General features: G+C 74.3%; 13 protein-coding genes. 12 read left to right on the top strand and 1 reads right to left on the bottom strand.

Annotation, left to right across the window (positions count from 1 at the left end; all coding sequences use genetic code 11):
• Positions 1-122: 122 nt before the first annotated feature.
• The 8 genes from ACFQ6N_RS27760 to ACFQ6N_RS27725 all read left to right on the top strand — a co-directional run bounded on the left by ACFQ6N_RS27760 (position 123) and on the right by ACFQ6N_RS27725 (position 16,385).
• On the top strand, positions 123-3,170 hold the full coding sequence (locus ACFQ6N_RS27760) for an AAA family ATPase (RefSeq protein ID WP_380654506.1): 3,048 nt from the start codon (positions 123-125) through the stop codon (positions 3,168-3,170).
• A gap of 475 nt (positions 3,171-3,645) precedes the next feature.
• Positions 3,646-6,594 (top strand): putative bifunctional diguanylate cyclase/phosphodiesterase, encoded by a 2,949-nt coding sequence (locus tag ACFQ6N_RS27755; RefSeq protein ID WP_380654607.1) that lies wholly within the window; start codon positions 3,646-3,648, stop codon positions 6,592-6,594.
• A 327-nt stretch (positions 6,595-6,921) separates the two neighbouring features.
• Entirely contained in the window at positions 6,922-8,775 is a 1,854-nt protein-coding gene (locus ACFQ6N_RS27750) for an acetolactate synthase large subunit (protein WP_380654503.1), read from the top strand.
• 33 nt (positions 8,776-8,808) lie between these two features.
• On the top strand, positions 8,809-9,333 hold the full coding sequence (ilvN, locus tag ACFQ6N_RS27745; RefSeq protein WP_030057405.1) for an acetolactate synthase small subunit: 525 nt from the start codon (positions 8,809-8,811) through the stop codon (positions 9,331-9,333).
• 118 nt (positions 9,334-9,451) lie between these two features.
• The gene (gene ilvC, locus ACFQ6N_RS27740; RefSeq protein ID WP_380654501.1) at positions 9,452-10,450 is read left to right on the top strand and encodes a ketol-acid reductoisomerase; all 999 of its coding nucleotides are present in this window, start codon (positions 9,452-9,454) and stop codon (positions 10,448-10,450) included.
• 241 nt (positions 10,451-10,691) lie between these two features.
• A complete protein-coding gene (serA, locus tag ACFQ6N_RS27735) occupies positions 10,692-12,272 on the top strand; it encodes a phosphoglycerate dehydrogenase (protein WP_380654604.1) in 1,581 nt (526 codons plus the stop codon).
• Positions 12,273-12,606: 334 nt separating this feature from the next.
• The gene (locus tag ACFQ6N_RS27730) at positions 12,607-12,768 is read left to right on the top strand and encodes a hypothetical protein (protein WP_380654498.1); all 162 of its coding nucleotides are present in this window, start codon (positions 12,607-12,609) and stop codon (positions 12,766-12,768) included.
• A gap of 254 nt (positions 12,769-13,022) precedes the next feature.
• Entirely contained in the window at positions 13,023-16,385 is a 3,363-nt protein-coding gene (locus ACFQ6N_RS27725; protein ID WP_380654495.1) for a S8 family serine peptidase, read from the top strand.
• 63 nt (positions 16,386-16,448) lie between these two features.
• On the opposite strand, the gene ACFQ6N_RS27720 is transcribed toward ACFQ6N_RS27725, so the two are convergent.
• Entirely contained in the window at positions 16,449-18,989 is a 2,541-nt protein-coding gene (locus ACFQ6N_RS27720; protein ID WP_380654492.1) for a YfhO family protein, read from the bottom strand.
• 158 nt (positions 18,990-19,147) lie between these two features.
• Between ACFQ6N_RS27720 and ACFQ6N_RS27715 the strand changes: the two genes are divergently transcribed.
• From ACFQ6N_RS27715 to cimA, 4 genes are all read left to right on the top strand, one after another.
• Positions 19,148-19,711, top strand: coding sequence for a Uma2 family endonuclease (locus ACFQ6N_RS27715; RefSeq protein WP_380654489.1), 564 nt, complete (start codon positions 19,148-19,150; stop codon positions 19,709-19,711).
• Positions 19,712-19,770: 59 nt separating this feature from the next.
• On the top strand, positions 19,771-20,808 hold the full coding sequence (locus ACFQ6N_RS27710) for a 3-isopropylmalate dehydrogenase (protein WP_380654486.1): 1,038 nt from the start codon (positions 19,771-19,773) through the stop codon (positions 20,806-20,808).
• Positions 20,809-21,120: 312 nt separating this feature from the next.
• Positions 21,121-22,233: a branched-chain amino acid aminotransferase gene (locus ACFQ6N_RS27705; protein ID WP_380654483.1), complete on the top strand. Its 1,113-nt coding sequence runs from the start codon at positions 21,121-21,123 to the stop codon at positions 22,231-22,233.
• A 425-nt stretch (positions 22,234-22,658) separates the two neighbouring features.
• Positions 22,659-24,263: a citramalate synthase gene (gene cimA / locus ACFQ6N_RS27700; protein WP_380654479.1), complete on the top strand. Its 1,605-nt coding sequence runs from the start codon at positions 22,659-22,661 to the stop codon at positions 24,261-24,263.
• Positions 24,264-24,380 lie beyond the last annotated feature (117 nt).

Here is a 24,380-nt window from a genome sequence, read left to right as displayed (position 1 = left end):
ACGACGGTGCCGAGGGAGCCGTGGAGGGGGAGACGCTGCGAGTGAGCGTCTCCCCCTCCGGGCGTTCGCCAGGGGAGATATCCCCTCGGCCGGTCCCCTCCGGCTATGGCATGCTCGCCTCCATGCAGCAGATATCGGTCAGCCCCGTCTTCGTCGGCCGTGGCAGCGAGATCACCGAACTGACCGACGCGCTGCGCCGGGCCGGGACCGGCAGTCCGCAGGCCGTGCTGATCGGCGGCGAGGCCGGCGTCGGCAAGACCCGGCTGCTGGAGGAGTTCCTGCAGCGCGCCGCCGACCGGGGAGCGCTCACCTCCCTCGGCAGCTGTCCGGAGGTCGGAGCCGAGGGCCTGCCGTACGCGCCGCTGGCCGCCGCGCTGCGCCGGCTGCACCGCTCGCTGGGCCCCGAGTTCGAGGCCGCCGCGGCCGGCAGCGAAGGCCATCTCGCGCGGCTGCTCTCCGAGTTCGGCGAGGCCGACGGCGAACCCAACGACGAGTACGGCCGGGCCCGGCTGTTCGAGCACACCGCGAGGTTGTTCGAACGGCTCGGCGCGGAACGTACCCTCGTGCTCGCCGTCGAGGACCTGCACTGGTCCGACCGCTCCACCCGCGAACTGCTGGCCTTCCTGGTGCGCACCCTGCACCGCTCCCGGGTGCTGCTGGTCGCCACCTACCGCACCGACGACCTGCACCGCCGGCACCCGCTGCGGCCCTTCCTCGCCGAGCTCGAACGGCTGCGCACCGTCCAGCGGTTGGAACTGGCCCGGTTCGTCCGCCGCGAGGTGGCCGCCCAGCTGGCCGGCATCCTCGGCATCACCGACCCCGACGGCCAACTGGTGGACCGGATCCACCGCCGCTCGGAGGGCAACCCGTTCTTCGTCGAGGAACTGGCCACCGCCTTCGACGACGGCTGCGGCGCCGGACTGACCGACTCGCTGCGGGACATCCTGCTGGTACGGGTCGAGGGCCTGGACGAGGAGGCCCAGCGGGTGGTGCGGATCGCCGCCGAGGGCGGCTCGCACGTCGAACACGCCCTGCTCGCCGCCGTCCTCGACGACGACGAGGAGGCGCTGATCGAGGCGCTGCGCTCGGCCGTCGGCGCCAACATCCTGCGCCCGGACAGCGAGGGCGAGGGCTACCGGTTCCGGCACGCGCTGGTCCGCGAGGCCGTCTCCGACGACCTGCTGCCCGGCGAACGGCACCGGATCAACCGCAAGTTCGCCCTCGCCGTGGAGGCCCAGCCGCAGCTGGTCTCCTCCGACGCGCTGGCCGCCCGGCTGGCCAACTACTGGTACCACGCGCACGACCCGGCCCGCGCCCTGCCGACCGCCCTGGACGCCGCCCGCGCGGCCCGGCGCCGCAACGCCTTCGCCGAGCAGCTGGGCATGCTGGAACGCGCCCTGGAGCTGTGGGACATGGTCTCCGAGGAGGTGCTGGCGCACACCCTGCGCCCGTACGACTGGGCCGAGACCTACCCGCCCGGCTCCTGCGACAGCAGCGCCGCCGACGAGGACTGCGACCGGATCCAGCTGGAGGACGTGCTGGCCGAGGCGGTGGTCGCGGCCCGCCGCTGCGGCGACCGCGAGCGCGGCCTGAGCCTGGCCAAGCGCGGGCTGCGGCTGGTCGACGAGACGGTGCACCCGGTGCGCGCGGCCTGGTTCCGGATCAACCGGGCCCGGATGCTGGGCAGCCTGCGCCGCTCCGGCGACGAGGAGGAGATCGGCCACGCGCTGCGCCTGGTGGAGCCGCTGCCGCCGTCCGCCGTCCAGGCCGAGGTGCTGGCGCTCGGCGCCGGCTCGGCGATGCTCAAGAAGCCCGGGCCCGAGCACCTCGAACTCGCCGAGCGGGCGATCCGGATCGCCGCGGAGGTCGGCGCGCACTCGGTCGAGGTGCACGCCCGGATGACCCTCGGCGGCCTGCGCTACGACGTCCAGGGCGACGCCGAGGGCGGGCTGGCCGAACTGGTCGGGGCGGTCGAGCGGGCCCGCCGGCTGGGCGTGCCCGACCTGCTGCTGCGCGGCATCAACAACCTCTCCAGCCTGCAGCGCGGGCTGGGCCGGCCCGAGGACGCGGTCCGGCTGGCCCGCGAGGGCCTGGAGTTCGCGGACGGCAACGGCCTGCTGCGCAACATCGGCACCATCCTGACCGGCAACCTGGTGGAGGCGCTCACCGACCTCGGACGGGTCGAGGAGGCGGCCGAGGTGCTCGCCGCCTGCGAGCTGGGCAGCCTCAGCGGCACCCACGCCGAGTTCCTGGACCGGATGCGCGGCGAACTCGCCCTGCTCCGGGGGGACCTGCCCACCGCGGCGACCATGCTGGCCCGGGCCCGGGCGGCCAACCGGGTCGGCCAGGTCCAGCACGGGGTGCCGATCAGCCGGCTGGCGGTGCGGGTCGCCGCGCTCGGCGGCCGGCCGTTGGAGGCCCGGGCCGAACTGCTCGCCGCGCTGACCGAGGACGGGCGGCTCGGCTACGAGGCCAATGTCTACCCGCTGCTGGCCGAGGCCGCCGCGGTGGAGGCGGACACCCGGGGCCTGCCGGAGGCCGAGGCGGGCCGCCCCGCGGCACTGGCCGCGATCAGCGCGGCCGCCGCCGCGCTGCGGCCCCGGGCCCCGCTGCACCACGGCTGGTCCCGGCTGCTGGAGGCCGAACTGGCCCGCGCCGAGGGCGCCGACACCCCCGCGCAGTGGGCCGCCGCCGTCGAGGCGCTGCGGCCGACCGGCCTGCCGTACCCGCTGGCGGTCGCCCTGCTGCGGGCCGGCGAGGCCGAGGTGCGGGCCGGGCGGCGCGAGGCCGCGGCCGAACTGCTGCGCGAGGCCGCCGCACTGGCGGCGGTCCGCAAGGACCGGACGCTCGGGGCGCAGGTCGAGGGCCTGGCCGAGCGGGCCGGGCTGAGCCTGGCGCCCGCCGAGCGGACGGCGGCCGGGCCCGTGCCGGCCGCGACCGCCGGGGACTCCTTCAACCTCACCCCCCGTGAGCGGGACGTGCTCCGGTTGCTCGCGCGCGGCTGGACCAACCGGCAGATCGCCGAGGAGCTGTACATCTCTCCGAAGACCGCAAGCGTGCACGTCTCCAACATCCTGGGCAAGCTCGCGGTCGGCGGCCGGGGCGAGGCGGCCGCGCTGGCGCACCGGTTGCGGCTGTTCCCACACGATCCGGCCCCGCCGGGCCGCTGAGAACCGGCCCCGCCGCCGGGCCCGGACCGCCGTCGGCGCGGTCGGCCCGAGGGCGGGGCGCCGCCGCGTGCTCCCGTGCGCGCCGCGTGAGCCCCCGCCCGCGCGCCGCCGCCAACCGGGCCGATCCGTCGGAATCGGGGACATTCCGCTACTCCCGCGCCATTACTCTAAGTTGAGTGTGCGTGTCATTGAGTGACGGAATTGGTGTAGGGTCCATTTTGGGAGCATCGGTACGGTGCGGCGGCCGACAGGCCGCCCACCCCCTGGGCCACCGTCCTGACGGGGCGCCAGGCCAGCGCGTACGGCCGAGAGGTGCGCGGCCGGTGGTCCGTGGCCGGGGCGCGAGGCCCCGGGCCGGAGGGGGAGAGGCCGAGTGAGCTCCACCGATACGGTGCTGCCCGGGGCCGGACGCCCGGGCGCACCGCCCGCCGACACGTCCGCCGCCGAGCTGCCGGAACCCGCCCGCCGTGCGCCGCTGCGCCGGCTCCTGGAGAGCCGGACGCTGCCCGGCCTCGTCCTGGGCGCGCTCTGCGTGGCCTACGCCACGGGCGCCGCCGTCGGCTGGGGATCGCGCCAACTGTCCGTCTTCATGGGCGACTTCGGCCTGGCCGCAGCGGCGCTGGCGGCCGCGCTGTCCTGCCTGGTGTACGGCTGTACGGTCGGCGGGCACGCCCGTCCGGCCTGGCTGCTGTTCGGCCTCTCCTCGCTCATGGTCGCCTTCGGCAACGGCACCTGGGGCTGGTACGAGCTGGTCGTGCGCACCCCGCTGCCCCGCGACTCGCTCGCCGAGTACGCCTTCCTGCTGTTCGCCCCGCTCGCCATCACCGGCGTCCTGGTGCTCGCCCAGCGCCCGCGCTCCGCGGCCGGCTGGCTCTGCCTGCTGCTCGACGGCTGGCTGATCGCCGGCTCGCTGTTCACGCTCAGCTGGAGCCTGGCGCTCGGCCGGATCGCGGCCGGGGAGGACGGCTCCCCGCTGCGGCTGGCCCTCAACCTGGCCTACCCGGTGCTGGACATCCTGCTGGTCAGCCTGGTGGTCGGGCTGCGCTTCGGCGGCCGGGACGGCAACCGCGCGGCCGTGCACACCGCGATGCTGGCGCTCGCCGTCACCGTGCTGTGCGACGCCCTGTTCACCTCCCCGGAGCTGCGCAGCAGCTACCACTCCGGCGAACTGCTCGACGCCGGCTGGTTCTCCGGCAGCCTGCTGCTGGCCTGGGCGCCGTGGTCGCCGCGCTGGCGCCGACCGCTGCGCGAGCACCCCTCGGCCGGCGGCCTGCCGCGCCGCCGGGTGGCCACCACCTTCAGCGCGCTCACCCCGTACGCGGCCGCCGCGGTCTGCACCGCCGGCATCCTCTACAACGCCCTCGGCGGGCGCGCGCTGGACCGCGTGGTGGCCGCGGCCGCGTGCACCGTCGGGCTGGCACTGATCCTCAGGCAGGGCGTCATGCTGCTCGACAACCTGTCGCTGGCCCAGGAACTCGCCCACAAGGAGGCGCACTTCCGCTCCCTGGTGCAGGGCTCCAGCGACGTCATCATGATCGCCGGCGCCAACGGCGTGCTGTCCTACGTCTCCCCGGCCGCGCTCGGCGTGTACGGGCGGGACCCGGAGGAACTGGTCGGCGGCAACCTGCTGGACCTGGTCCACCCCGAGGACGTGGAACGGGTGCTCTCCGAGGTCCGCCGCTACCTCGCCCGGGTCCGGCTCACCGCCCACCGGCCCACCGCCCGCCGGGCCCCCGGCGCCGCCGAGCCCTCCGCCCGGGTGGAGTGCCGGATCAGCTCCGGCGGCGGCGAGTGGCTGCACGTCGAGTCCACCGTCAGCCGGCACCGCGACGGGCTGCTGCTCAACAGCCGGGACGTCACCGAACGCGTCATGCTCCAGGCCCAGTTGCAGCACAACGCCTTCCACGACCCGCTCACCGACCTGCCCAACCGGGCGCTGTTCACCCAGCGGCTGCGGGCCGCCCTCGGCGCCCGCGGCCAGCAGGGCGACACCGGCGCCGGGATCGCGGTGCTCTTCCTCGACCTGGACGGCTTCAAGGCGGTCAACGACACCGCCGGGCACCAGGTCGGCGACGGGCTGCTGGTGCAGGCCGCCCGCCGGCTCCAGGGCGCCGTCCGCTGCGGGGACACCGTCGCCCGGTTCGGCGGCGACGAGTTCGCCGCCCTGGTCTGCGGCCCGCTCGGCCGCCTCCAGGTCCAGGAGCTGGCCGAACGCCTGCGCATCGCGCTCTCCGAGCCGTACTGGATCGGCGGCACCGAACTCGGCGTCGCCGCCAGCATCGGCATCGCCTTCGGCACCCCCGAGCGCGGCGCCGCGGCCGACCCCAGGGCCGCCGCCGACGAGCTGATGCGCAACGCCGACCTCGCGATGTACCGGGCCAAGTCCGAGGGCAAGGGCCGGGTGGTGCTCTACACCCCCGCCATGCGCGCCGACCTGGAACGCCGCACCGAACTGGAGGAACGGCTGAGACTGGCCGTCCGGGAGGGCGGCTTCACCCTGCTCCACCAGCCCCTGGTGGACCTCGCCAGCGGCACGGTGACCGGTGTCGAGGCGCAGCCCCGCTGGCGGTCCGCGGGCGGCCTGCTGCTCACCCCGGCCGAGTTCCTGCGCTCGGCCGAGCACGGCGACGCGGCCACCCGGTTCGCCCGCTGGCTGGTCCACGAGGCGGTCGCCGCGGCCGCCGCCCGGCGCGGCCTGCCCGGCCGGGGCCGGGGCGCGCCGGAGCCCGTCCCGGTGGCGGTCCGGCTGTCCACCGAGCGGCTCTGCTCGCCCGGCCTGTACGAGACGGTGGCCGCCGCGCTGCGGGACGCCGGGCTGCCCGCCGACGAGCTGGTGATCGAGGTGGCCCGGATGGGGCCGGACTCGCTCGCCGACGAACTCGGCCGCCGGCTGGCCGCCCTGCGCCGGCTCGGCGTCTCCACCTGGCTGGCCGGCTACGGCGCCGGCAGCGGCTCGCTCGGCGCCCTCGCCCGGCTGCCGCTGGACGGCCTCAAGCTGGACCGCACGCTGGTCCAGGACCTCGGCGAGTCCCCGCTCGGCCGCACGCTCGCCGGGCACGCCCTGCGGCTCGGCCGCGACCTGGGGATGGCCACCGCCGCCGACGGGGTGGACCTGCCCCGCCAGGTCGCCGTGCTGCGGGAGCTCGGCTGCGGACTGGCCCAGGGCTCGGCCTTCGCGCCGCCGCTGGACGAGCCCCGGCTGCGCCGCGCGCTGGCCCGCCGGGACTACCCGCTGCCCGGGCCGTCCGGCACGTTCGCCGCCCGGCGCGGGCACCCGGCCGCCGACACCCGGACGAGTGGCCGGACGGACCCCGGGCCGGGACGTGTCGTACATCACCACGAGGGTGCTGACCTGCCCGAACACCGGGCCGCCACCGGTCCGGCAGGTGGTCCGCATGGCGAGACGGTCATCCCACCTGCTTGACACGCCACCCCGGACGGGAGGATGGTCGTTGCCATGCGCACCCGAATTCTCGTACTTGGCGGGCGCGTCGGCTGAGTGGGCTCACACGCCCTGCTCGTGACAGACCGACGCGCCACCCCTCGCATGCCCTTGGGCACGAGGGGTTTTTTGTTGCACTGACGCTGTTCCAACCCGCAAGACCCCTGGCTCCGGCCGCCCGAGAAGTCCGAGTTGTCGGACCGAGCGGGACGATCGGGGCAGAGCCGGCGATCGATCCGGACCGGGACCCCACCCTCGCAGCACCGGGGCCCGCAGCCGGGTCGGCACATTCCGAGAAGAGACAGGCAGATGACTGAGCACGCCGCATCCCCCCGCCGCGGGGACAACCCGGCCGCCAACGCTCCCGCTCCCCAGCACGTCGTCGAGACCATGACCGGCGCCCAGTCGCTCATCCGCTCCCTGGAGGCCGTCGGCGCGGACACCGTCTTCGGCATCCCGGGCGGGGCCATCCTTCCCGCGTACGACCCGCTGATGGACTCCGTCAAGGTGCGCCACATCCTGGTCCGGCACGAGCAGGGCGCCGGGCACGCCGCCACCGGCTACGCCCAGGCCACCGGCCGGGTCGGGGTCTGCATGGCCACCTCCGGGCCGGGCGCGACCAACCTGGTCACCCCGATCGCCGACGCCTACATGGACTCCGTGCCGATCGTGGCGATCACCGGCCAGGTCGCCTCCAAGGCGATCGGCACCGACGCCTTCCAGGAGGCGGACATCTGCGGCATCACGATGCCGATCACCAAGCACAACTACCTGGTCACCGACCCGGCCGAGATCCCCCGGGTGATCGCCGAGGCCTTCCACATCGCCGCCACCGGCCGCCCCGGCCCGGTCCTGGTCGACATCGCCAAGGACGCGCTGCAGGCCACCACCACCTTCCGCTGGCCGGTCGAGACCGCGCTGCCCGGCTACCGCCCGGTCACCAAGCCGCACGCCAAGCAGATCCGCGAGGCCGCGAAGCTGCTGGTCGGCGCGAAGCGCCCGGTGCTCTACGTCGGCGGCGGCGTCATCAAGGCCCGGGCCACCGCCGAGCTGCGGATCCTCGCCGAGCTGACCGGCGCCCCGGTGGTCACCACCCTGATGGCGCTCGGCGCCTTCCCGGACAGCCACCCGCAGCACCTGGGCATGCCCGGCATGCACGGCTCCGTCCCGGCCGTCACCGCGCTCCAGAAGTCCGACCTGCTGTTCACCCTCGGCGCCCGCTTCGACGACCGCGTCACCGGCAAGCTGGACAGCTTCGCCCCGTACGCCAAGGTCGTCCACGCCGACATCGACCCGGCCGAGATCGGCAAGAACCGCCCGGCGGACGTGCCGATCGTCGGCGACGCCCGCGAGGTGCTCGCCGACCTGATCGTGGCCGTCCAGGCCGAGTTCGACGCCGGCCACAAGGGCGACTACACCGAGTGGTGGGAGAAGCTCGACGAGTGGAAGAAGACCTACCCGCTCGGCTACGAGCCGGCCCCGAACGGCCAGCTCTCGCCGCAGCAGGTCATCGAGCGGATCGGGAAGCTGGTCGGCCCCGAGGCGATCTACGCCGCGGGCGTGGGCCAGCACCAGATGTGGAGCTCGCAGTTCGTCCGGTTCGAGAAGCCCGGCACCTGGCTCAACTCCGGCGGCGCCGGGACCATGGGCTACGCCGTCCCCGCGGCGATGGGCGCCAAGGCCGGCCGGCCGGACACCCCGGTCTGGGCGATCGACGGCGACGGCTGCTTCCAGATGACCAACCAGGAACTGGTCACCTGCGCCCTGAACGACATCCCGATCAAGGTCGCGGTCATCAACAACGGCTCGCTGGGCATGGTCCGGCAGTGGCAGACGCTGTTCTACAACCAGCGCTACTCCAACACCGTGCTGCACGCCGGCCCCGGCCACGACGGCATCGCCCCGCCGGCCCAGGGCACCCGGATCCCCGACTTCGTCCTGCTGTCCGAGGCGATGGGCTGCGTCGGCCTGCGCTGCGAGCGCCCGGAGGACCTCGACGAGGTCATCAAGCAGGCGATGGAGATCAACGACCGCCCGGTCGTCATCGACTTCATCGTCCACCAGGACGCGATGGTCTGGCCGATGGTCGCCGCCGGCACCAGCAACGACGAGATCCAGTTCGCCAAGGGAGTCCGCCCGGACTTCGGCGACGACTCCGACTGACGGCCCTCCCCTCCGGAACGACCGAGGAATCACATGTCCAAGCACACCCTCTCCGTCCTGGTCGAGAACAAGCCCGGCGTGCTCGCCCGCATCGCGTCGCTGTTCTCCCGTCGGGGTTTCAACATCGACTCCCTCGCCGTCGGCCCGACCGAGCACCCGGACGTTTCCCGGATGACGATCGTGGTCAACGTCGAGGACCTCCCGCTGGAACAGGTCACCAAGCAGCTCAACAAGCTCGTGAACGTGATAAAGATCGTCGAACTCGACCAGGCCGCTGCGATCCAGCGGGAACTGGTCCTGGTGAAGGTCCGCGCCGACAACGAGACCCGGTCGCAGATCGTCGAGATCGTCCAGCTGTTCCGTGCCAAGACCGTCGACGTGTCGCCGGAAGCGGTGACCATCGAGGCCACCGGCAGCTCGGACAAGCTGGAGGCCATGCTCCGGATGCTGGAGCCGTACGGCATCAAGGAGTTGGTCCAGTCCGGCCTGGTCGCCATCGGCCGCGGCGCGCGTTCCATCACGGACCGCTCGCTGCGCGCCCTCGACCGCAGCGCCTGACCAAGCGCTCGCAATCGCCGTACCCGCAATCGCCGCAAGCAGAGACCCACACCCGTGCCGGGTGCACATACGGTAGGAACCGCCCACCCGGCACCGATACGCAAGGAGATGTGCCCCCGTGGCCGAGCTGTTCTACGAAGACGACGCCGACCTGTCCATCATCCAGGGCCGCAAGGTCGCGGTCATCGGCTACGGCAGCCAGGGCCACGCCCACGCGCTGTCCCTGCGCGACTCGGGCGCCGACGTCCGGGTCGGCCTGAAGCCGGAGTCCAAGTCCCGTGCCAAGGCGGAGGAGGCCGGCCTGCGCGTCGTCACCCCGGCCGAGGCGGCGGCCGAGGCCGACGTCATCATGATCCTGGTCCCGGACCCGATCCAGGCCGACGTGTACGAGGCCGACATCGCCCCGCACCTGAAGGCCGGCGACGCCCTGTTCTTCGGCCACGGCCTGAACATCCGCTTCGGCTTCATCAAGCCGCCGGCGGACGTCGACGTCTGCATGGTCGCCCCGAAGGGCCCGGGCCACCTGGTCCGCCGCCAGTACGAGGAGGGCCGCGGCGTCCCGGCGATCGTGGCCGTCGAGCAGGACGCCACGGGCAACGCCTTCGCCCTGGCGCTGTCGTACGCCAAGGGCCTGGGCGCCACCAAGGCCGGCGTCATCAAGACCACCTTCACCGAGGAGACCGAGACCGACCTGTTCGGTGAGCAGGCCGTCCTCTGCGGTGGCACCGCCGCCCTGGTGAAGGCCGGTTTCGAGACCCTGGTCGAGGCCGGCTACCAGCCGGAGATCGCCTACTTCGAGTGCCTGCACGAGCTGAAGCTGATCGTCGACCTGATGTACGAGGGCGGCCTGGAGAAGATGCGCTGGTCGGTCTCCGAGACCGCCGAGTGGGGCGACTACGTCACCGGCCCGCGGATCATCACCGACGCCACCAAGGCCGAGATGAAGAAGGTCCTCACCGAGATCCAGGACGGCACCTTCGCCAACACCTGGATCGCCGAGTACAAGGCGGGCCTGCCCAAGTACAACGAGTACAAGAAGGCCGACGAGGACCACCTGCTGGAGACCACCGGCAAGAAGCTGCGTTCGCTGATGAGCTGGGTCAACGACAAGGCCTGACGTCCCCGGACGTTGATTCCGTAACTCCCTTGTACAAGTCGGCTGCTCTCGTCCGGGTGATTTCGCCGGACGGGAGCAGCCGGGCATCCAGCCCGTCGATACACTCCGAGTGCGCGTCAGGCCCACAGCGTCGTGCGTCTACCTACGCGGCATGCCACCTTCCCCCGCCCTTCCGCGCCCACCTGCGTGCCGGGGGAACCGGACAGTTAAGGACAACACTGCCGTGAGCACTGCGACCACTGTGAAAACCGCCGTCGTACTGATCGCCGAAGAGCTGTCGCCCGCCACCGTCGACGCGCTCGGCCCGGACTTCGAGATCCGCCACTGCAACGGCGCGGACCGCACCGAGCTGCTGACCGCGATCGCCGACGTCGACGCCATCCTGATCCGCTCCGCCACCAAGGTCGACGCCGAGGCGCTGGCCGCCGCCCGCAAGCTCAAGGTGGTCGCCCGGGCCGGCGTCGGCCTGGACAACGTGGACGTCGCCGCCGCCACCAAGGCCGGCGTGATGGTCGTCAACGCGCCGACCTCCAACATCGTCACCGCCGCCGAACTCGCCTGCGGCCTGCTGATCTCCGTCGCCCGCAACATCGCGCCGGCCAACGCCGCGCTCAAGCAGGGCGAGTGGAAGCGCAACAAGTACACCGGCGTCGAGCTGAGCGAGAAGACCCTCGGCGTCGTCGGCCTCGGCCGGATCGGCGTCCTGGTCGCCCAGCGGATGTCCGCGTTCGGGATGAAGATCGTCGCGTACGACCCCTACATCCAGGCCGCCCGCGCCGCGCAGATGGGCGTCAAGCTGGTCACCCTGGAGGAGCTGCTGGAGGTCTCGGACTTCATCACCGTCCACCTCCCCAAGACCCCCGAGACCCTCGGCCTGATCGGCGACGAGGCGCTGCACAAGGTCAAGCCGACCGTGCGCATCGTCAACGCCGCCCGCGGCGGCATCGTCGACGAGGAGGCGCTCGCCAGCGCCCTGCGCGAGGGCCGGGTGGCCGGCGCGGGCCTGGACGTGTACGCGAAGGAGCCGTGCACCGACTCCCCGCTGTTCGCCTTCGACAACGTGGTCGCCACCCCGCACCTGGGCGCCTCCACCGACGAGGCGCAGGAGAAGGCCGGCATCGCGGTCGCGAAGTCGGTGCGCCTCGCGCTGGCCGGCGAACTGGTGCCGGACGCGGTCAACGTCCAGGGCGGCGTGATCGCCGAGGACGTCCGCCCGGGCCTGCCGCTGGCCGAGAAGCTCGGCCGGATCTTCACCGCGCTGGCCGGCGAGGTGGCCGCCCGGCTCGACGTCGAGGTCCGCGGCGAGATCACCCAGCACGACGTGAAGGTGCTCGAACTGTCGGCCCTGAAGGGCGTGTTCGAGGACGTGGTGGCGGAGACGGTGTCCTACGTCAACGCCCCGCTGTTCGCCCAGGAGCGCGGCGTCGAGGTCCGGCTGACGACCTCCAGCGAGAGCCCCGAGCACCGCAACGTGATCACCGTGCGCGGCACGCTCGCGACCGGCGAGGAGATCGCCGTCTCGGGCACGCTGGCCGGCCCCAAGCAGACCCAGAAGATCGTCGGCGTGGACGCCTTCGACGTGGACGTCGCGCTCACCGACCACATGGCCTTCTTCAAGTACGAGGACCGCCCCGGCGTGGTCGGCGTGCTCGGCCGCCACCTCGGCGACGCGGGCATCAACATCGCCGGCATGCAGGTCGCCCGGGACGGCGGCAGCGCGCTGGCCTCCATCACGGTGGACAGCGAGATCCCGCAGGAGGTGCTGTCGGCGATCGCCGCCGAGATCGGCGCCCGCTTCGCGCGCTCGGTCGACCTGGGCTGATCCCCCCGCCCCGACAGGGCCCGGACCGCCGTTCGCACGGTGGTCCGGGCCCTGCTGCGTTCTCCCGGGTGACGCCCGTCTCAGATACTAGGAAATCCGAGTATCCGTGCAGACAGGGCCCCGGAGCGGTCGTACCGTGGAAGGGCCGTACGGTGTGCCGCCCCTGTAGCCAGGGCGCGCGGCCCGTGCACGCGTGCGCCTTCACGGGCAGGCGATCCCTGCCCAGCGCGCTCCCGCCCGCCGCCCCCTGCCCGGGGTGCGCCGCGCGCGGTACGACTCCCGTCTCCCACCCTCTGGCCGCGCCTTCGGACGCGCCGCTTCCAAGGAGCCCGGTATGCCCACCACCGCCGACCGCCACGCCACCTCCGCCCCCACCGCCACCCCGGTGCGCGCCCCGCGCCGCCGCCGGGCCGCCGAGCGGACCCCCTTCGCGGCCGCCGCCCTGCAGCGCTCGCTGGACCGCCGGGACAACGGCGGCGCGACCGGCCACCACTGAGCCGCGCCGGCCGGGCCCGCCGCCGCGGGACCGCGCCGACCGGGCTGGTGGCGTTCATCGGGCTACTGGGCCGACCGGGGTGACGGTGCATCACTCCGTAGGGTGGAATGCCGGTCCGTCCGAGCGAAGTTGATCGCCCCGCCCGGCGCGATCATCCTAATTTGGGGCCCCCGGAAGGGTGATCGACGTCCGCGCGGGCGGGCGTCAGCGACACACGCTGCGGATCAGTCCCCCCGGCCGGGGGAGAGGGCCCAGTGCGCCTGCCACCCGTCCGTCGATCCGCCGCCCGGATCGGCCTCACCCTGGCCCTGCTGGCCGGGACCGTCGCCCTCGCCGCCGCCCCGGCGGCGGGCGGCCCACCGGCCTCGGGACCGCGGAGGACCGAACGGGCGTCCTCCGTCCTGCTCGAACTCACCACGGAGCCGGCCGGCACCGCCTGGCGGCGCGCCGCCGACGGGGCCCGGCGCGACCGGCGCTCCCCGGAGGCCGTCCGCCGGGAGGCCGCCCAGGCCGGCTCCGCCCAGCGCGCCCGCGCCGGGGACGCGCTCGACCGGCTCGCCGAAGCCGTCCACCGGACGGCCCCCGCCGCCCGCGAGCTCTACCGCACCCGCACCCTGCTCACCGGCCTCGCCGTCAGCGCGCCCGCCGGACGGCTGCCCGCGCTGCGGGCGCTGCCCGGCGTCCGGGCCGTCCACCCGATCGTCGACAAGCGGCGGGACAACTCCTACTCCGTCCCGCTGACCGGCGCCCCGCAGGTCTGGGCCGGCGCCCAGGCGCCCGACGGCGGCACCGGGCAGCCCGACGGCGACACCGGGAAGGGCGTGCGGATCGGGATCATCGACAGCGGCATCGACTACACCCACGCCGACTTCGGCGGCCCCGGGACCGAAGAGGCCTTCCGCTCGGTCGAGCGCGGCAAGCCCGCGCCGCCCGCGCTGTTCCCCAACGCCAAGGTCGTCGGCGGCAAGGACCTGGTCGGCGACGACTACGACCCCGACCCGTCCTCCCCGCACCACCAGCCCGTGCCGCACCCCGGCGACAACCCGATCGACTGCGTGCGCAACGGCCACGGCACCCACGTCGCCGGCACCGCCGCCGGGTACGGCGTCACCGCCGACGGCCGCCCGTACACCGGCCCGTACGGGCCCGGGCTGGACCCGGCCGCGTTCAAGGTCGGGCCCGGCGCCGCCCCCGGCGCCCAGCTGTACGCGATCCGGGTCTTCGGCTGCGACGGCTCCACCGACCGCCTCGCCCAGGCCCTCGACCTGGCCGCCGACCCGGACGGCGACGGCGACCTGAGCGACCGGCTGGACGTCGTCAACCTCTCGCTCGGCAGCCGCTTCGGCAGCACCGACGACACCGACGCCCTCGCCGTCGACCGGCTCGCCGCGCTGGGCACCGTCGTGGTCGCGGCCGCCGGCAACGAGGGCGACGTCTACGCGATCGGCGGCAGCCCCGGCAGTGCCGCCCGGGCCGTCACCGTCGCCGCCTCCGTCCACGGGCACGCCGACGTGGACGGCATCACCGTGCTCGCCCCCGCCACGGCGGCCGGCGTCGTCCCGGCGCACTGGAGCGAGCGCTACGAGGGCTGGGCCACCGCCGACGTGAGCGGCGAACTCGCCGTGCCCGTCGACCAGTCGGACGGCTGCACCGCCTTCGACGAGGCGGACCGGCAGCGGCTGGCCGGCCGGATCGCCCTGCTGGCCTGGAAGACCGCCGACGCCGACCGGCCCTGCAACTCCGGCCCGCGCGCCGACCACGCCGCCGACGCGGGCGCCGTCGGGGCGCTGTACGCCGCCGACACCGACCACCTCGCCGAGATCGCGGGCGACGACCGGATCCCCGCCGCCCTGCTGGCCCGCGCCGACGGCGAGCGCCTGCGGCAGGCCGCGGCCGCCGGGCCGGTCCGGGTCCGGCTCGCCGCCCCCGGCAACCCGCTGCACGGCTCCGTCGCGCAGAACCAGCCCGCCCGGGTCGACACCCTCACCGACTTCACCTCGCGCGGCATCGGCGTGCCCGGGGTGGTCAAGCCCGACCTGGCCGCCCCCGGCGAGACCATCTGGTCCGCCCTCGTCGGCAGCGGCGCCGGCGGCCAGCGCGAGAACGGCACCTCGATGGCCACCCCGCACGTCGCCGGGCTCGCCGCGCTGGTCCGCGCCGCGCACCCGGACTGGTCGGTCGAACAGGTCAAGGCCGCGCTGATGAACACCACCACCGACACCTACCTCGGCGACGACCACGGCGGGCCGGTCTACGGCCCCGAGCGCACCGGGGCCGGGCGGGTCCGGGTCGACCGGGCGGTCCGCACGCCCGCCGTCGCCTACGCGGCGGGGGAGGGCGCCGAGGAGGGCAGCGTCGGAGTCTCCTTCGGCCCGGTCGAGGTCGGCGGGCCGACCGCGCTCGGGCGGGAGATCGAGGTCCGCAACCTCTCCGGCTCGCCGGTGTCCTACCGCACCGGCTACGCGGCGGCCACCGCACTGCCGGGCGCCGCCTTCGAGGTCGCCCCGGACCGGGTCGACGTCCCGGCCGGCGGCACCGCCCGGGTGCGGGTGACCCTGTCCGTCCCGGGCGGGCTGGGCCGCGCGCCCGACCCGACCATCGACACCGTGCAGGGCGGCGAGGCCCGCAGCTACCGGGGCGAGCTCTCCGGACGGGTGCTGCTGACCCCGGTCGCCGACGACTCCCTGCCGCAGCTGCGGGTCCCGGTGCTCGCCGCGCCGCGCCCGGTGAGCGACCTCACCGCGACGGCCGCCGCCCGCACCGCGCGCGACGGCACCCTCGTCACGCTCGGCGGCAGCGCCGCCCCCGGCGAGCAGCCCGGACTGGTCACCGCCCTCGCCCTCGGCGGCGAGGGGGCCCGCTGGGCCGACTGCCCGGCCGGCAGCGGCGCCGCCGTCGGGCCGGGCGCGGGCATCCTGCCCGAGGACGCGGGGGCGGGGGCCGACCCGGCCAAGGACGTCTGCGTCGAGCACCCCGGCGAACGGTCCGCCAACCTGCGGGCGGTCGGCGCCGCCGTCGACCCCGACCTGCTGTACGTGGGCGCCCGGCTGTGGGCCCCCGCCGCCACCCCGGTCGGGCTGTACGGCGTGCGCGTCTCGCTGGACACCGACGGGGACGGGACGACCGACGTCGTCCTCAAGGCCGACCGGCTGCGCGGCAGCGACGTCCTGGTCTCCCGCGCCCTCGACGCCCGGACCGGGGAGGAGCTCGACGTCCAACCGCTCAACGCCCGCTGGGGCGACACCGACACCGCGCTGCTCGACAGCGAGGTGGTGGTGCTGCCCGTGCGGCTGAGCGCCCTGCCCGGCGTCCGGCCCGGCCACAGCGCCGTCCGCTACGGCGTCTGGACCGGCGCCGCCGGGTCCGGCACCCCGGACGCGGCCGAGGCCTACTCCGCCATCGGCCTGCACGGCACCGCCCCGACCGTCCCGCTGGACGTCCTCCAGCCGGCCCTCGACGCCCGGACCGGCCTCACCGGACCGCCGGCGGTGCTGGCCCCGGCCGGCCCGGGCACCGTCCTCGCCGTGCGCCGCACGCCGGGCGACGGCACCGGGCTCCTGCTGCTGCAGCACTTCAACGCGGCCAGCCGCCGGGCCCAGGTGGTCACCCTGCCCTGACCCCGGACACCCCCGGGACCGGCCCTCGGGGCGGCCCGCCGGCACCGGCCGGTGGGCCGCCCCTCACGCGTCCGGGGCCTGCGGGGCCTGCGGTGCGTCCGGGGTGTCCGGGGCCTTCCGGGCGCCGGGAGCGGACAGGGCCCTGCGGCGCTCCCGGCGGGAGACGTGGGCGGGGCGGCGGCGGGCGAGGTGGCCGAAGGCGGCGGCCAGGGCCAGAACGGCGGCGGTGGCGGAGGTGACGATGAGGCCCTCGCTGAGCCCCGGCGGGCGGAACGAGCAGGCGATCCGGGAGCCGCCCGCGCCCAGCGGCACCCCGATCATGCCGAGCACCGGGACCGGCGCCGAGTACCGGCCGCCGTCGACCGCGCAGCTCCAGCCCTCGGTGGCGGGGACGGAGAGCAGCGCGGTGCCGACGGAACCCGCCGGAAGGGCCGCCGTGACGGTGTGCCCGCCCGCCTCGACCCGGGTGGCGCCGCCGGCGGTGAGGCGGGCGACGGCGGCCTCCAGGGCGCCGGTCCGCAGGCAGCCCACCGGGCGGGCGGGCACCTGGCTCACCGTCTCGGACCGCAGCGTCACCCGGACCGTCCCGTCCGCCGGGACGGTCCCCAGCCGGTGGATCGCCACGGCCGTGGTGGGCTGCTCCCCGTCGCTGCGGTAGGTGGTGCCCAGGCCGCTGACCGTGCCCCGGTACCAGACGCCGTGGAAGAACGCCGTCGAGCCGGGCGTGCAGACGGCGGTCAGGACGGTGCCCTCGTCGCCGGGCGGCACCGACCAGCCGCTGGTGCCGTGCAGGGTCGGGGCGGGACCGCCCGCCGGGACGGGCAGCGGGGCGTCGTACACCTGGCTGCCGAGCAGCGACTCCTGCCGGGACCAGACCGAGGAGGTCTCCGGCCGGGCCTGCGGAGCCAGCAGGGTGACCAGCGGCGGCGCGGCGGCCCGGACGGGCGCGAAGCCGTCCGGGGGCGGCCCGTCGTCCAGGTGGGCGCGGACCCCGAACAGCGCCTGCCCGACCGGGTCGGCGACGCTCGCGGTCTGCCGTCCGCCGGCCGTCCAGCCCGCGCCCAGGTCGTGCAGCAGCAGGGCGGCGACGGTCGGCAGGTAGCCGCTGAAGTAGCCGCCGCCCTGGCCGCCCAGCAGCAGCGGGTCGTTGGCGGTGAAGGCGTGCGGGCCGGGGTCGCTGCGCCCCCGCGGCCAGTCGTCGGCCGCGCGGACCGCGGCGTGCGCGGCGCGGGCCGCCGCCGGGGGGACGCCGACGGAATCGGCCGCGCCGAGCGCCGCGTACCCGGACCAGACCGCGTTGCCGACCACCGCGCCGCCGATCACCCAGGTGGCGACGGCGTTCGCCCGGCGGTCGGTGTGCCGTCGGTCCAGCACCCACAGCGCGGCGAGCAGGACGGCGCCGCCGACGGCCAGCAGCACCCAGGTGGCGGGACGCACCGAGTGCCGGCCCGCCGCCAGTGCGGCGATCACCGCGACCACGGCGGCGCCGCCGCACAGGGTGAGCGGATCCGGCCGGTGCGCCAGCGACACCCAGCCCGCCAGCACCAGCAGGCCGCTGAGCACGAACGCGACCCGGTACGGCCCGCCCGCCGGGATCGCCAGGCCGTGCCAGACCAGGACGGTCGGGGTCCACACGAAGCTGAGCACCACCAGCACCAGCGCCGCGCACCACACCGCCCGCTCCCGCGCCCGCACCCGCCGGTTGAACGGCAGCCCGCACACCAGCAGCAGCCCGAACAGGCCGATTGCCACGTCCGGCAGCGGGCGCCCGCTGTGGGTGGCGGGCAGCAGCTGGGCGAGGTGGCCGCCGAGGCCGGACGGGCCGAGCGGCTCCACCGGGGACTCGGGCTGGGCGCCGCGCGCCGCCCGGACCGCGACGAACAGCACCGGCGAGGACAGCAGCACCCCGGCGGTGGCCATGGTGACGGCCCGGCCGGTGGCCCTGACCCGGTGGCGGAACGGCCGGGGGGTGGCGAACAGCCGGACGGCGAACAGGAGTCCGGCGACGAGGGTGGCCAGCGCGGCGGTGTACAGGTTCCCGGCCCAGGCGACGGCGACGCACAACGAGCCGGCCACCCAGTGCCGCTCGCGCAGGCACCAGTCGGCGGCGAGCCCGAGCAGCGGCAGCGAGACCAGCCCCCACAGCCACATCGGCGCGGCGCCGCCGACGTCCAGCACCCAGGCGCACAGCCCGTACCCTACGGCGGCGAGCGCCCGCAGCCAGTGCGGGCCGGGGTGCAGCCGGCCCAGCAGCCGGGCCATCAGCGCGGTGCCGAGGCCGATGGTGGCGAGGGTGACCAGCAGGACGGCGAGCTCGCCCCGGTCCCGGGGGAGGAACGCGGTGAACCAGGAGAAAGGGTTCATCAGGTAGGCGAAGAAGTCCGGCAGGAACGGGACTCCGTACCCGCTGTTCCAGTTGAACAGCAGGTCCCCGGACGCCTCCCCGTGCAGCAGGTCCCACAGGTGGGCGTGGAACGGCACGGCGACCGCGTCCGCCCCGGCCGGCCACTGCCCGCGCAGCCCCGCCGCCAGCGCGTACCCGCCCGCCGCCAGCCCCCCGGCGCCCCCGCAGACCAGCACCTCCCGCCGCTGTTCGGCCCTCACCCACGCGCCCCGTTCTGCCAGTGAACCCCGGACCTCGCCACCCTACGTGCGCCCTGGGCGCGGGATTCGACGTACGCGCTCCGTCGAAGGAGTGGCGTTCGGCGACTCCTTGCCGAGTAGCCTGGGAGGGCCGTCAGGATCCCCGTATGGGAGGAACCATGAGCATCGCGCCGTACCCCGACTGGATTCGGCCCCCTGCTGGTGGCTACACCGCAGAGGACCTTGACCGGCTGCCTGATCTCCCGCCGCACACAGAGCTGATCGACGGGAGCCTGATCTTCGTGAGCCCGCAGACGAAGTTCCATGTCCGAGCGAAGCGTGTGCTGGAGCGAGGGCTGGAGAGGGCGGTTCCGGAGGGTTGGGAGGTCTGGCCGGAGATGACTGTCACGCTGGACCGGCGGAACCGGCCGGAACCCGACATCCTTGTCGTTCACGAGGACTCGGACACCGGCTATCGCCAGACGGGTTTCTCTGCCGAGCACGTCCTTCTGGCGATCGAGGTCGTCTCGGATGAGTCCCGCGAGCGTGACCGGGAGATCAAGCCGCGCAAGTACGCTGCAGCCGGCATTCGGCACTTCTGGCGTGTCGAGTGCGACGAGGGCCGTCCGGTCGTCTACACGTTCGAGCTTGAGCCTGCGTCCGGGCGGTACTTCCCGACCGGCATCCACCACAAGCAGTTGAAGGTCGATCAGCCGTTCCCGGTCGAGATCGACCTGACCTGAGCCGTCCGGATAGTGGACGGCAGGTGTCAGCCCCTGGGACGCCGGAGTAGGGTCCCAGCATGTCTCGCACGATTCGTCTCGCAGTTGTCCCGGGTGACGGCATCGGCCAGGAAGTGGTGGCCGAAGGCCTCAAGGTCCTGGGTGCCGTGCTTCCCGCCGATGTGAAGCTGGAGACCACCGAGTACGACCTCGGGGCCCGGCGCTACCACCGGACGGGGGAGACGCTGCCGGACGACGTGCTGGCGGAGCTGAAGTCGCACGACGCGATCCTGCTGGGCGCCATCGGCGACCCGAGCGTGCCGTCGGGCGTGCTGGAGCGCGGGCTGCTGCTCAAGCTACGGTTCGCCTTCGACCACCACATCAACCTGCGCCCGGGCCGGCTGTTCCCCGGGGTCCAGGGGCCGCTGGCCGGCTCGCCGGAGATCGACTTCGTGGTCGTCCGCGAGGGCACCGAGGGTCCGTACGTCGGCAACGGCGGCACGCTGCGCACCGGGACGCCGCAGGAGGTGGCGACCGAGGTCAGCCTGAACACCGCGTACGGCATCGAGCGCGTGGTGCGCGAGGCCTACCGCCGGGCCCAGGCGCGGCCGCGCAAGAAGCTCACCCTGGTGCACAAGAACAACGTGCTGGTGCACGCCGGGCACCTGTGGACCCGGATCTTCGCCGAGGTCGGCCGGGAGTTCCCCGAGGTCACCACCGACTACCTGCACGTGGACGCGGCGACCATCTTCTTCGTCACCCAGCCCGAGCGCTTCGACGTCATCGTCACCGACAACCTGTTCGGCGACATCCTGACCGACCTGGCCGCCGCCGTCACCGGTGGGATCGGCCTGGCCGCGAGCGGCAACATCAACCCCGGCGGCGAGTTCCCGTCCATGTTCGAGCCGGTGCACGGTTCGGCCCCGGACATCGCGGGCCAGGGCAAGGCCGACCCGACCGCCACCGTGCTGTCGGTCGCCATGCTGCTGGAGCACCTCGGCTTCCCCGCCGAGGCCGCCCGGGTCGAGGCCGCCGTCGCGGCGGACCTGGCCGAGCGCTCGGGCACCCGCAGCACCTCCCAGGTCGGCGACGCGCTCGCCGGTCGAGTATCCGGGTAGCGGGCCGGATCCGAAAGCACGGTTCCGGGTAGCGGGCCGGATCCGAAAGCACGGTTCCGGCTGGCGGGCCGGATCCGAGAGCGGGATTCCGGCCGTACGAGGCCGGGTCCGACAAGGTTTCCGGCCAGGTGGGCCGGACCGCATAACCGCAGCTTGCAGCTCTCAAAGGAGCGGGCAACTGTTCGGCACGGCCCTCTGGATGCGAGTATCGACAGTGGGCCGTGCCGCTGTGCTTCCGTTCCGGCGTTCGATCGCCGGAACGTGCCTGCGGCGGTGGCGGCCCGGACCAACCCCACGGTGAAGGAAACAGCCATGAGCACGCCCACCCAGGCGCCCATCACGTTCGATCTCAAGCCCTCCGCCCACCCGCTGCCCGCGGCGGAGCGCCAGGCCCGGCTGACCAACCCCGGCTTCGGCCGGGTCTTCACCGACCACATGGTCACCATCCGCTGGACCGAGGGCGTGGGCTGGCATGACGCCCAGCTGACGCCGTACGCGCCGCTGGAGATCGACCCGGCGAACATGACCCTGCACTACGGCCAGTCGATCTTCGAGGGGCTGAAGGCCTACCGCCAGGCCGACGGTTCGATCTCCACCTTCCGTCCGGAGGCCAACGCCGCCCGCTTCCAGGCCTCGGCCCGCCGCCTGGCGATGCCGGAGCTGCCGGTCGAGGCCTTCGTCGAGGCCGTGGAGCTGCTGGTCCGGCAGGAGCAGGAGTGGGTCCCGAACGAGCCGGAGCAGAGCCTCTACCTGCGTCCGTTCATGTTCGCCACCGAGGTCGGCCTGGGGGTCCGCCCGGCCAACTCCTACCTCTTCATGATCATTGCCTCGCCCGCCGGCGCCTACTTCCAGGGCGGCATCAAGCCGGTCTCGGTCTGGCTGTCCAAGGAGTACGTCCGGGCCGCGCCCGGCGGCACCGGCGCCGCCAAGTGCGCGGGCAACTACGCCGCCTCCCTGATCGCCCAGGCCCAGGCCGCCGAGAAGGGCTGCGACCAGGTCGTCTGGCTCGACGCCGCCGAGCACCGGTGGGTCGAGGAGATGGGCGGCATGAACCTGTACTTCGTCTTCGGCGAGGGCAAGGACGCGAAGATCGTCACCCCCGAGCTGTCCGGCGCCCTGCTGCCCGGCATCACCCGCGACTCGCTGCTCCGGCTCGCCGCCGACCTCGGCTACGCCGTCGAGGAGCGGAAGATCTCCACCGACGAGTGGCAGCAGGCCAACGCCGACGGCAGCCTCACCGAGGTGTTCGCCTGCGGCACCGCCGCCGTCATCACCCCGGTCGGCTCGGTGAAGTCCGCCGCCGCGGACTGGACCGTGGGCACCGGCGAGCCCGGCCCGGTCACCATGGAGCTGCGCAAGGCGCTGCTGTCGATCCAGGGCGGCCAGACCCCGGACACCCACGGCTGGCTGCACAAGATCGTCTGAGCCCGCACCCGGCCCGGCCCGCCCGGCCCGCACCCCGTCCGGCCCGTCCGTTCCGCATCGCGAGACGGGCGGGCCGGATCCCGGGGGCTGTGCCAGACTGCCGACGTGTCCTCGCTTTCGCTGATTATCGGCAGCAGGCGCGCCGGTCCGCAGTGACCGCTTCCGCAGGACCCGATGCGGAGCGACCACGAGCGTCCAGACCCGCGCGCAGACCTCTCGCACCCGCGAGGGGTCTTTTGCTTTCCTGGCGAAGCCCCGTGACCACCGTGGGCACCGCCCCGGCGAGCACCACCTCCGGACCGGCCGGGAGCCCCCACGAAGGGCTCGGGGACACCGGGGCCGCGCGCGAGATCCTGGACAGTGGAGCCGGGACCAGAAATCCGGCCAGAGCAGCACGAACCTCCCCGAACGGAGAACCAGGGGTCATGACCGAGGTCAGCCGTACCGACGACAGTTTCCACGTGTTCGACACCACGCTGCGCGACGGCGCCCAGCGTGAGGGCATCAACCTGACGGTGGCGGACAAGCTGGCCATCGCCCGGCACCTGGACGAGTTCGGGGTCGGCTTCATCGAAGGCGGCTGGCCCGGGGCCAACCCGCGCGACACCGAGTTCTTCGCCCGCGCCGCCGCCGAGCTGGAGCTGGAGCACGCCCGGCTGGTCGCCTTCGGAGCCACCCGCCGGGCCGGCGGCCGGGCCGCCGAGGACCCGCAGCTGGCCGCGCTGGTCGCGTCCGGCGCCCCCGTCGTCACCCTGGTCGCCAAGTCGCACGACCGGCACGTGGAGCTGGCGCTGCGCACCACCCTGGACGAGAACCTGGAGATGGTCCGGGACAGCGTGGAGTTCCTGCGCTCCCGCGACCGCCGGGTGTTCATCGACTGCGAGCACTTCTTCGACGGCTACCGGGCCAACCGCGAGTACGCGCTCTCCGTGGTCCGGACCGCGCACGAGGCCGGCGCGGACGTGGTGGTGCTCTGCGACACCAACGGCGGGATGCTGCCGGCCGGTGTCCGGGAGATCGTCGCCGACGTGATCGCGCGCACCGGTGCCCGGATCGGCATCCACGCCCAGGACGACACCGGCTGCGCGGTGGCCAACACCCTGGCCGCGGTGGACGCCGGCGCGACCCACGTGCAGTGCACCGCGAACGGCTACGGCGAGCGGGTCGGCAACGCGAACCTGTTCCCGGTGGTCGGCGCCCTGGAGATCAAGTACGACCGCCGGGTGCTGCCCGAGGGCCGGCTGGCCGACATGACCCGGATCTCGCACGCGATCGCCGAGCTGGTCAACCTGACCCCCTCGACCCACCAGCCGTACGTCGGCTACTCGGCCTTCGCCCACAAGGCGGGCCTGCACGCCTCCGCGATCAAGGTCGACCCGGACCTGTACCAGCACATCGACCCCGCGCGGGTCGGCAACACCATGCGGATGCTGGTCTCCGACATGGCCGGCCGGGCCTCCGTCGAGCTCAAGGGCAAGGAGCTCGGCTACGACCTCTCCACCGACCGGGACCTGGCCGGCCGGGTGGTGGCCAAGGTGAAGGAGCAGGAGAACCTCGGCTACACCTACGAGTCCGCCGACGCCTCCTTCGAACTGCTGCTGCGCGACGAGGTGCGCGGCAGCCGGGACCGCTTCTACACCCTGGAGTCCTGGCGGACCATCAGCGAGCAGGGCCCGAACGGCGTCTCCGGCAACGAGGCGACCGTCAAGCTGTGGGCCAAGGGCGAGCGCCGGACCGCCGTCGGCGAGGGCAACGGCCCGGTGAACGCGCTGGACCAGGCGCTGCGCACCGCGCTGGAGGGCATCTACCCGCCGCTGGCCACCTTCGAGCTGGTGGACTACAAGGTCCGCATCCTGGAGGGCCAGCACGGCACCGGGTCCAAGACCCGGGTGCTGATCGAGTCCACCGACGGCACGTCCACCTGGTCCACCGTCGGCGTCGCGGACAACGTGGTCGCCGCCTCCTGGCTGGCGCTGGAGGACGCGTACACCTACGGCCTGGTCAGGGCCGGGCTGGAGCCCACCGAGTAGCCGCCCGGCGACCGGCCGCGGCCCGTCGGACCCCACCCCGGGGTCCGACGGGCCCTACGCCGTCCGCTGGTGTGGTGTTCAGCGGAGTCGGGCGAGGAGGGCGTGTTCGACGAGGGT

Source organism: Kitasatospora sp. NPDC056446 (genome assembly GCF_042796115.1).
In the GTDB taxonomy this organism is placed as follows: Bacteria; Actinomycetota; Actinomycetes; order Streptomycetales; family Streptomycetaceae; genus Kitasatospora.
The sequence above is the reverse complement of the archived record's forward strand: the minus strand, read 5'-3'. Positions and strand labels throughout refer to the sequence as shown.